Source organism: Bradyrhizobium pachyrhizi, assembly GCF_001189245.1.
GTDB lineage: Bacteria > Pseudomonadota > Alphaproteobacteria > Rhizobiales > Xanthobacteraceae > Bradyrhizobium > Bradyrhizobium pachyrhizi.
Window position 1 is genome coordinate 49,013 of sequence record NZ_LFIQ01000085.1, and the last position, 10,373, is coordinate 59,385.

The 10,373-nt window shown below is 57.9% G+C and carries 6 protein-coding genes and 1 pseudogene; 2 read left to right on the top strand and 5 right to left on the bottom strand.

What is annotated here, in order from left to right:
- Positions 1–31 precede the first annotated feature (31 nt).
- Positions 32–1,273, bottom strand: a complete 1,242-nt coding sequence (locus AKL29_RS19900; protein WP_050385306.1) for a cytochrome P450 — start codon at positions 1,271–1,273, stop codon at positions 32–34.
- 497 nt (positions 1,274–1,770) lie between these two features.
- Positions 1,771–4,233, bottom strand: coding sequence for an NEL-type E3 ubiquitin ligase domain-containing protein (locus tag AKL29_RS19905; protein ID WP_244482209.1), 2,463 nt, complete (start codon positions 4,231–4,233; stop codon positions 1,771–1,773).
- A 1,200-nt stretch (positions 4,234–5,433) separates the two neighbouring features.
- On the opposite strand from AKL29_RS19905, the gene AKL29_RS19910 reads away from it, so the two are divergent.
- Positions 5,434–6,318 carry a radical SAM/SPASM domain-containing protein gene (locus AKL29_RS19910; RefSeq protein WP_050385307.1) on the top strand — a complete coding sequence of 295 codons (885 nt, stop codon included), beginning with the start codon at positions 5,434–5,436 and terminating at the stop codon, positions 6,316–6,318.
- 133 nt (positions 6,319–6,451) lie between these two features.
- Here AKL29_RS19910 and AKL29_RS19915 read toward each other — a convergent pair whose 3' ends face one another.
- The 3 genes from AKL29_RS19915 to AKL29_RS43695 all read right to left on the bottom strand — a co-directional run bounded on the left by AKL29_RS19915 (position 6,452) and on the right by AKL29_RS43695 (position 9,569).
- The gene (locus tag AKL29_RS19915; RefSeq protein WP_050385308.1) at positions 6,452–7,735 is read right to left on the bottom strand and encodes an NAD(P)/FAD-dependent oxidoreductase; all 1,284 of its coding nucleotides are present in this window, start codon (positions 7,733–7,735) and stop codon (positions 6,452–6,454) included.
- A gap of 263 nt (positions 7,736–7,998) precedes the next feature.
- Positions 7,999–8,502, bottom strand: coding sequence for a 50S ribosomal protein L11 methyltransferase (locus AKL29_RS19920; protein WP_244482211.1), 504 nt, complete (start codon positions 8,500–8,502; stop codon positions 7,999–8,001).
- A gap of 722 nt (positions 8,503–9,224) precedes the next feature.
- Positions 9,225–9,569 carry a hypothetical protein gene (locus tag AKL29_RS43695; protein WP_193395236.1) on the bottom strand — a complete coding sequence of 115 codons (345 nt, stop codon included), beginning with the start codon at positions 9,567–9,569 and terminating at the stop codon, positions 9,225–9,227.
- 307 nt (positions 9,570–9,876) lie between these two features.
- On the opposite strand from AKL29_RS43695, the pseudogene AKL29_RS43700 reads away from it, so the two are divergent.
- Positions 9,877–10,373: pseudogene (locus AKL29_RS43700) on the top strand (hypothetical protein); the annotation flags it as partial.

Below are 10,373 nucleotides of genomic sequence, written 5' to 3' on the forward strand. Positions count from 1 at the left end.
GTGCTGCTGGCGGCTCCTAAGTCATCACGGCCTAAGCTGCAATCTGCACGGGGAGTGCGGAATAGCCGTGCACAAAATTGGACGCAATTCGCTCGGGTTCGCCGACAACTTTGATCTCCAACCGCGCTTTCAAGATTTCTTCCCAGAGGATTTTCAGCTGCAGCTCGGCAAGATGTCGCCCAACGCAGCGATGAATTCCGAATCCGAACGAAAGATGCTGCCGAACGTTCTTGCGGTCGATCACGAATCTGTTGGCGTTCTCGATGACTTCTTCGTCCCGGTTGCCAGAGATGTACCACATGACGACTTTGTCGCCCTTCCTGATTTGCTTCCCACCTACGACGATATCCACCGCGGCGTTGCGGCGCATATGTGAAATGGGCGTCTGATATCGAATAATCTCGGACACGGCGCTCGAGACCAGCTTGGGATTATCGCGTAGCTTTCGCAGCTCGGAGGGGTGCTGGTTCATGAATAGGATGCCGCCGGTAATCGAATTGCGTGTGGTGTCGTTCCCACCCACGATCAGCAGAATCAGATTGCCGAGAAACTCACTCGGTTCCATGTGTCGAGTGGCAGGCGAGTGCGCCATCATGGAAATCAGGTCGAGACGCGGCTCGGCATTGATGCGCTCGTTCCAAAGCTGCGCGAAAAACGCCAAGCAATCGGACAAGATCGCACTTCGTTTGTCCCAGCTATCGATGGGCTGGCCAGTTTTCGGAATTGCAACAGCTACGTCCGACCAGTAGGTCAAGAGCCTCCGATCCTCAAATGGAAAGTCGAACAGCGTAGCAAGCATCTGCGTCGTCAACTCGATGGAGACCATATCCACCCAATTGAAGTCATCGTTGCGCGGCAAGCCGTGCAGAATCGTCCTGACGCGACGGCGGATCAAGCTTTCGAGCTTCGAAAGGTTTTCCGGCGCGACGATCGGACTTACAGTATCACGCTGCTCGCGATGCTTAGGAGGACCCATCTTGATAAAACTCTGAGTCCAGTGCTTGTCAGGCACGTCGACAATGGTGACACCCTGCTCCGACGAGAATGTTTTGTGATTAGTATCTACCTCTACGATATCGCGGTATTTTGTTACGGACCAATATGGACCGTAGGGGCTGTCTTGGCAGTAGTGAACGGGATCTTCCCTTCGTAGCCGCTCAAAGCAACCCCATATGCTATCATCTTGAAAGCGCCTGGCTTCGCTTACATCCAGATTGCCCAACGAGATAGTATACGCGTCGCCGGCTCTATAGTCCGCCAATCGCGTTTTCATGATCGCCTCCGCAGATTTTGTTCTCTTGAGAATTTACGGATCCATTGGCCGCGATCCATGGTTTTGCGCTTGCCCCGGTTTTCAAGTTTGCCCCAGCATTTTAGTTACGAGTAGGTCATCGCTGGACCAGAATATTCCAAAGTGCAGCGGGCTGCCCCCTACCATGTCTGGTAGGGTGGCCCATTGATTTTGGAAACCATTTCTCTCACGATGGCTCTGGAAAATGAATCACTGGCGGGTCCTTCTGCATTGCGTGTCGGAGATGTTCTGGCAGTTGGGCTATTGAAAAGAACGGGGCCACAGCTTTCGCTTCGGGCAAACCATCACCGCTTTCTTTGACTGATCCCAGTTGTTTGGTGAAACGCGATGACAAGCTTGATCGATAGCGCGATCTGACATGCGCTGAAGCGCGTCGAGATCAGTTGGAAGCGAGAAAATCTCCCGGGCGGCAAAAGGCACGGCGCCGGCAGATTCGTCCTCGCAATTGGACGGCCGCTTCACAGCTCAAGTGCGTGGTCCCCGAGCACTTGGCGCGTTAGAGCGCCTTTGATCTCGCGGGCGATCTCCTCGCGAATGAGGGCTCCAAACTGCAACTCAGCATCGCTATGTCCGGTCAGGCCATGATCGGCGAGCCGTTGGTCGAGGCGGCTCCGGAACTCCTCGTCCAATGCCTCGGCGAGCCGGTCCCGCATCTCTGCATGCGCTTCGGGGGCGATCCGGCTCACAACCGTCTCCCAAGGTTGCCAGCGAGTCGCCAGATAGTCGGCGAACCCCGCCGCCTCCTCATTCCTTACTTGTATCTCGGCTTCGGTGAGGTCGCGCTCAGTGACGTAGGAGACATCAAAGAACCGCATGTCCGGAGCGATAAGCTGCAGGTCAAGCCGATCACGTAGCTTGACCTGATAGGCGAGATAGACTTCGATCTCGTCGACGAACCGGAGCGAGGCGACCTTCTGACGGGCAATCGGCTCGAGCGCGTCCAGGCGGAACAGGACTCGGGCCTGCTGGATGAGCTCGCCGAGCCGGTCGTCGTAGGCCCCGTCCTCAACATCAGCGTTCAGACGTGCGGTCTGCATGCCGTTCCAGGTCAGAGTGATGCGATCCTGGCAGGTCTCGCTCGCGCCGAAGGCCAACTGAAAATACTGCTGACGCAATTGCGGCCTGATCGCCGCCTGCCGCAGATCGTCGGCCACGGCCTGCCGGAAATGGGGATTGCCGTAATTGACGGTCTTCAGCAGCCTGTCGAGGAAGAGTGCGTATTCCGGAGCACCCGCCTCTTCGGCGAAGTTCTGCCAGACGGCGATCGCATCCGGCTCGTCCTCCATCCAGTCCGCTACCACCTCGGCCAATGGCCTTTCGTGATCTGCCGCCGTTACCCCGCCCATTGAGAAGAAGACCGCCGGGCCGGCATAGCGCGGGGTATTCAGGGCTGCCGCCAAATTCGTCCGCACCTGCTCGGACAGCGGATTATCCTCGACATAGACCATGCACCCAGAACCTAGCCGGGTTAGCAGCGCCTCCGGCAGGCTGGTCAGCCGATTGTCGCGTGCCTCCAGCACTTGGAGCTCGGCTGGGACGGTCTCGGGCAAGCGGGTCAGCCGGTTGCCGCTGACGTGGAGTCTCTGGAGTTCAGATGGGAGGGTCTCGGGAAGGCTGTTCAGGTGGTTGTCGCGCGCGAACAGCAACTGGAGCTCGGCGGGGAGAGTGTCGGGCAGTCTGGTCAGCCGATTGCCATCCGCTTCGAGCTCTTGGAGTTCGGGCGGAAGGGCGTCGGGTAGGCTGGTCAGCCGGTTGCCGCCGACGGCGAGCAACTGAAGTCTGGTCGGCAGGGCATTGGGCAGACTGGTCAGCCGATTGCTGCGGACATCGAGGTCCTGGAGGCCGGCCGGCAGCATGTCTGGCAGGCTGGTCAGCCGGTTGTTGCCGACGGCGAGTGTCAACAGCCCCTCCGGAAGGGTTTCGGGCAGGCTGGCCAGCCTGTTGCCGCCAATGGCGATTGACTGCAGTCCCGTCGGCAGGGTGTCGGGCAGACTGGTCAACCGGTTGCCGCTCGCGTCGATCGTCCGGAGTTCGGACGGGAGAAGGTCAGGCAGATGCGCCAGCTCGTTTTGGCTCACGTTGAGTGACTGGACCCCGGGCGGAAGGGCGCCGGGCAATGACGTCAGGCCTAGGTTTAACAGCTCCAGCCCTGCATAGACGTCGCCGGCCTCTATCCAGGCACTCATTCGTCTTATCGCCTCTTGCCGGTCCTCGGTTTCCGTCTGCCCCTCCTCGCAGGCCCAGGCGCCCCAGATCTGGTCGAGCCGTAATTGCCTGAGGACGGGATCTTCAAGGCCAGTCGGACCGCTAGCGCAGCCCGAGGCCCGCGTGCCCTCCAACGTTTCGGTCCATTGCGCTCCGGTCGAGGTGAGCCGGTGGCCTCCTCTTGAAGTATCGCCAACGCCGGGCGCGGGCTCTCGGATGAGGATCGATCCATCGAGGTTTTGCTCCCAAGGAATTTCGGAGGTGGTTGGCCACTCCGGCACCATGTCACCGGCCTCCATCCACGAATGCTCCTCCTGATCGACACTGTGCGTCGGCCAAGTGGCCGCTGAACCCATGTCGTGCCAACAATCCAACGGACCGAAACTGCCGGCCGGCAACTTGCCAGCGCGATCGGCCACAAAAAGAATATGCTGATTGGCCCCTTGTTCAGAGCAGGCGGACGGATCCGAGGGCATCCGCGAGGTGCCTTGCCCGACGCGATCGTCGTGCGGCATTTCCAAAGAATCCGCATCTCTGTTCGGCACAATATAGGGTACACCGAGGCTCGTTGTCGTTTGAGGCTCGCGCTCGCGCTCGCGCAGATTGACCTCGTTTAGGTGCTGCTGAAATCCCGGTTGGTCCACCTGCTGCTGTTCTAGCCCGTCCCGCTCGACATCTGGGGTCTCGAATGGGTTGAGGTTGTTGAATGGATCCACGCCATTCTCCTTTTACGGATCTGAGCAGCTAACGCCGGACACGGATGAACACGCTCTTGCTAGGAGGCTTAGCTTTCGGGAATCTGACGAAGTATAAGAATGAGATCGTAACTGTCTGTAAGGTCTCCGTGGGCTTTCAAACGTCCTGTCAACGGCGCTCAACTGACGGACCAGGACGTGAACTCATTAGGCGCAGCCACAACCTGGTTGCCGCGAGTTGAACGAAGGCAGGGTAGTTGGTGGCGAGTCCGTCATAGCGCTTGGCCACCCGACGACATCGTTTGCTCCTGCAGCTCGATCTGGTTGCGCGCGCGAAATGGGGAGCCTAACGGGTGCACCCCAGTTTTAGCGGTGGCAGTCGGAAGGACGTGCTTCATCTGAGCAGGCCGACAACCCGTACGCCCAGGACTACATCTCGACCGACAATACTGGCCATGCGCCGCTTTTTGTTACGACCCACAATCACCAAGGCATATGCCGTGGTAATCGTCCGGAGCACGGTCGCGCCGGTCACAGGAGCGCAAGCAGCCAATCTGAATGTAATGTAACTCAGCCGGTCAGCGATCGATGGGTTCGTCGAGCCGGCTGCCCAGCTCGCAATCGGACGAAACGTGCGGTACATGCTCGACGTTTCAGTTCGTGACCTGCTTTGGCGGCACGGCTGGGATATTTCGTCTGATGTCGAGGTGATAGTGGGCTTGCTCCCTGAGTTGCCACTCAGGATGCTAAAGACAAGAACCAAGAGGCTTTGAGAGTATCAAGCCAAATCAAGACCATCCGTCGGACGCACCAATAAATTATCGAAAGCCAGATGCACGAAGCTTTCGGGCAAGGCATCATTTTGCGGACAAGCTAACGTCAATTCGTCGCCACGTGTGATCTTAAGGCGGACGATCCTCGAAACCGAACAATCCAGCGAGGGGCGCGCGGGGCCCAACTTACGGCGGCGTCAAAACGAAACGAGAATATCATTGGCACCAATCATGCTAAGCGGCAGTTGACAGGTAAGAGGCGCGTCGCGCCGGCCATAGCGTTGTTGTCGAATTCAACGTCCATGAGATGCGAGCTGGATCTGAGGCATTTCGTCAATGTGACTATCGCGAATTGCAATCCATGAGAGCGCAGCGAACGCTGCACAATGAACGCTACGTTGTTTTTCCAGCAATTTCTTGCTCCGCGTGCCTGAAAGGACCAGACAGAATGACGGCATATCCCATGGTGTTACAAAACTTACGCGCCGCCAATCCTGGTCGCAGGGTATTGGAGATAACCACGACCGCAGGATGCATCGTCCGGTGTTCTTATTGCCCCCAGGACAAGTTCGCCGATCGCCAAAGACCTGTGTCTCAAGCAAAGCACCTGGGCCTGCAAGATTTCCAGCGATGTTTGGCGCGCGTACCAACGGCGACCGACATCAGTTTCGCCGGCTACTCGGAGCCTTGGCTGCATCCGGAGTGCACCAGAATGGTTGAGCATGCTTACGCACGCGGCCATGACATCCGGATTTTCACAACCCTTGTCGGAATGAATGGGAGTGACGTCCGGCGCTTGCAAATGCTCCAGTTCAGGGCTTTCGTCGTCCACGTTCCTGATGACGGAACTTATATGAACAGTCGCCTCGTCGGAAGGTCTTATCTCAATGTCATGCGCCGACTGCTCGAGGCGAACATTCCCTCAATTCGATTCGTCGTCCTGGGCAAAGTCCATCCCGATCTCGCCGACATGATTCCCGCCAAGACGCTAGAGCGCCTGCGGCCGCTGAGTAGCAGGCGGGGACGTCTTGATCCGAATATCATCAAACCGCGACGGCCGGTCGTCGGAACTTTGACTTGTATTGGCAAACAACAATATCGCAATGTCCTTCTCCCAAACGGCGACGTTACTCTGTGCTGCATGGATTTTGAGCGGCGTCATGTCTTGGGCAATCTTTTGCGCGACGAATACGAATATCTCTTTGAAGGACCAGTCTTCCGCGAAGTCGTCGATCGCATGAACGGAATGGATGGCTTTCTGCTCTGCAGGATGTGTGAGTTTGCCAATCCGCAGATGTTGGATTGCTGTATGGTTGCCGACCAACAATCGTGAGGGCAGGCCCGCGCGAGGGCGGATACTGAGAATTCTCTGAAGAACGACAGACGACCAAAGTCAATTTCGCTCGCCTCGTGCCAAACTGATGGGAAACTTGCCGGATTTTGGTATACGAGTGACATCAGGCGGATCAGAGCCGTGCTTCAGTGAAGTGAACTAGCTGAGAGCCTGCTCTGTAGAGGACTTCACGGGCGGCACGAAACCGCCGATGTTCAACTGGCGTGACTGGAAGTGGTAGATCCTTTTCCGCAAGGTGGCCGAGGACGTAGGAGGCCAACACACCGCCGAAGACGGTCCCAGGTGCAATCCCGCGCCCGTTGTAACCACCGAAAGAGACCACGTTGCGGTCGAGCTTGTGAAAGCGCGGCAGATGGTCGGAAGTCATCCCGATCATCCCGAACCAGCCGGTTTCGAACTCGAGGTCGCCGAGCTGCGGAAATAGCCTCCGCAGCGACCTGATTACCCAGGCGCGGTGAACCAACGCGCCGATACCCTCTAGAGCGCCAACGCTGCCGAACACCAAACGGCCCGATCGATCGAAGCGAAACGAGGAAAGGACCTCACTCGTAGTCCATGCTCCTTGCCGCTCGGGCAAGATTGAGGTCCTGAGATGGTCTGGTAAGGGCCGCGTGGCCAAATTGAAGTAAGGTAGGTGGATCTGCTCTCCCTGAACCTGCGGCCAAGGTTTTTTGCCGTAGGCGTCGGTGGCGACGATCACCCACTCAGCACATACGGATCCCATTGCCGTCCCAGCCCTCCAGCGCACCCCCACGTCGCGGACTGTCAGGACCTCAGTTTGTGCGAATATCCTCGCGCCCGCTGCAAGCGCAATGCGTGCCAAGCCGCGCGCATAGGCGAGTGGCTGGATTGTACCGGCGCGCTTGTCTAACAGCGCGGCGGTGTAGCTGCCACCGCCAATCTTTCTGCGCGTCTCCTCCGCATTAAGCACCACGACCGGAGCACCGCGTTTTTGCCACTGTTCGGCACGAATCTGGACTTCCTCCAAGCCCCTGTGGCCGACTGCGCAATGCAAGGTCCCTGCGCGCTCAACTTCGCAGTCGATCCCATATCTCTCGATCAGTTCAAAAACCTCCTGCGGTCCCCCACCGAGTAATTCGATGAGCCGCTCTCCAAACGGAGGACCGAGTGCACCTGAGAGCGTGTCGGGCGTGACCCACATGCCCGCATTGACGAGCCCGACGTTGCGCCCGGAACCACCAAATCCAATTTCTGATGCCTCCAGCAAGATAGCGCGCACGCCTGCCTTCGCGAGGTGAATAGCCGCAGAGAGTCCGGTGTATCCGCCGCCGATCACAACGACATCGGCTTGCAAATCACCCACGAGAGGACCGGTATACGGCGGCGCTGGCGCCGTCAGCTCCCATAAGCCGTGCGATTTGCGATTGCCTTGCATCCGACGAACTCGTTCTGCAGCCCCATTAAACCTCGGCCGGCGGCCTTCGTTGGTGTGTGTGTGATCGAACTGCCGATCCGAACACGCCTAGTGCTGAACTGGCCCCTTGACAGGTTGACCAGCGGATGCGTCCGGGAGGATTCACGAGCGGAAGCGGCTTCACCGAAGCGTGAGCTCCCAGATGACGCGGATGTGCCCTCCATGAATCGATGGTCGAAAAATGTGCATATTTCTAACTCGCAGCTTACTGTCATCGATCAGGTTCAGGACGCGCCCAATATCTCCCTGATCAGAAAAGACGACATACATTCGGCCGTCGGCATTGAGCCAAATATGTGCTCCCCTAGAGCTGAGGCCATGACGCTATGATCTTCGTCAAAGCAAGAGCGCTCCAGATCGTCCTTTGCTTTTCGGTTCCAATACGGGGCCGCAAAGAGCATAAGATCGAATTTTTCTCTAGGCTGCAGCGCAGAATAAATGTCACTGTGGCGCGCTTCTGCGTGCTCCGAATAACCTAACTGCTCGATGTTTAGCTTTGTGGTGAGAACGGCTTGCGGATTAATATCGAGAGCCACCAGGCGTTCAGCCCCAGCGCGGAGTGCCGCCAGTCCCAACACACCCGATCCGCATCCCAGATCTAAAACTGTTGCCCCAGATTCGATGTGCCACTTCGATATCAGGGCGTCGGGAGCGTGACTTAGGCGTGGTGACAGCTCGCACACTTCCACATCGTGCGGGTGTTCGCATGACCGCAGATCGGCGATCATTGCGTCCACATCGGTCGTTTGGCGCCGTGTCGATATGGCTAGAGGGGCGGTCATTACAACTCTCCAATTTTGTAGCGCGCTCGGAAGCTGCTCTGCCTCATCGCACCCATTCGATCGGTGCCTATTGAGCGAGTACGGCAATTGCCGTACGCTCGGTGCTCTGTACAGGCACACCCAGTCTACAGGAATGAGAGCATTGTCTATTCTGCGTGTCTAAATGCACTCGGCCTTCGCAAACTATCGTTGTTTCTCAATAGCAACCGCCGTGCCATCAGCACTCAAAACGCGCTCGGCGGCTGATTTTCCTTCAAAAACGGCCGCCGGCGAGCCTATGCTGTTCTGCCGCCCCAGCTTGTCGGCAACGGTGTCAGAAACCGAACACGTCTAACCGATGTGGTACACGAATGGCTTCGTTTCGCGGCTATTCTCGCGGCAGTCGGCCAAAAGGCGGAAATGCGCGCCATTGAAAACTCACGTTTCTACGGGTCGTCAGGAACACACAAATGCGCTCAATTCACGGTTCTCATGCCGCCGAAATGGATATCTAGTTCATTAAGGAGCACGCGATACGCCACCCCACGCCGACCTCCGACCAATCGAAAACCCGCTGAATGGCACACCAGGCGCCGCGATCATTGCGCCGTGATCGCCGCGATTGAGATCTGAAGGTCAAGGCGATCACGATTGTCGGTGGAGCAGCACCACGCATGTAGCTCAAAGGTTCAGTTGAAGGCGCCTTCATCCGGCGCCTTCTTTAGCGGCACGAGCGATGCTGCAGCAAGGCAAATGCCGCCCACCAACCATTCCACCTTTTCGCTCGACCAGGTCAGGTTTTGGAAAGCCAACGTGAGTAACGAGGGAGCGACGCCAACGGACTGACCATGGACCGATTCAACTCGATCAACCCCGCCGATAAAGGGTCCGCCGCGTCCGATGCGACCGTGGAACAGCCGCAACGGCCGCAAGCGGCGTTTGAGCAGCACTTGGGAGAGGCGCGACAGCTCGGTCCCACATATCCCCATAGTGAGCTTTACGATATCACTGAGGAAGACGATCGCCTCATCCAAGCAGCATCTGGCGCTGCCCTCGAGCGAGGGCCACCGCCGAATGCGACCACCGTCGAAATTTATGATCGTCGGCTTCGCAAACTGGCTGAGGCGCTGAAGCAGTCTGGCCAGTCGATTGCTGGGCTCGATGATGATACCTTGCTCGACTGCTCCAAGGAGCTGCTGCCAGGAGACAAGGTCATCGCCTTCGCATTGGCAATCGTTAGCAAGTACCGCGAGCCTAGCGATAGCGCTCGGCCCCGCAAGACACATTACCGTCCGTCCAGGGAAGACGATCGCCTCATCAGAGAGGCCACCGAGGCAGGTTTTGGTCGAGCAATCGACGAAAAGACTGCCGCAAAGTGCTAGCTGTCTTCGGAAGCTAGCAGCGGCGCTGCGCCCTTTGTCACTTGTTAAGCTCAGCCACAAAGCGCTGCTCGGCCACGCCGACACTTTATTTCCGAACGACAAGAAACTCATCTACGCGTTGAATAGGCTGAGCGACTACCGCGCGATCGCTGGGCAGGACAATTCGGGTGGTGAAGCAAGCAGCACCTTGCGTCTACCGGCTCAGCCGGCCGCGGATTTGCAAGCGCAGCTTTTCGATCATGAGCAGCCTTTGATGAGCTCCGCAGATCGGGGCGCCCCATCGCCGGCCGATGGTTTCAATGCTCCGCAGGCTTGGCAGGGAATGGGTTTAGCCGCTCATCCTCCCGTGCAACGTGTCGCCCAGGATATGCTTTTCGACGCTGTGGCCCGAAGCAGCATGCTTCCGGGTGCCGGCTTCGATGCGCCTGTCGCGCGCCATGGAAAACTGCCCCCTCG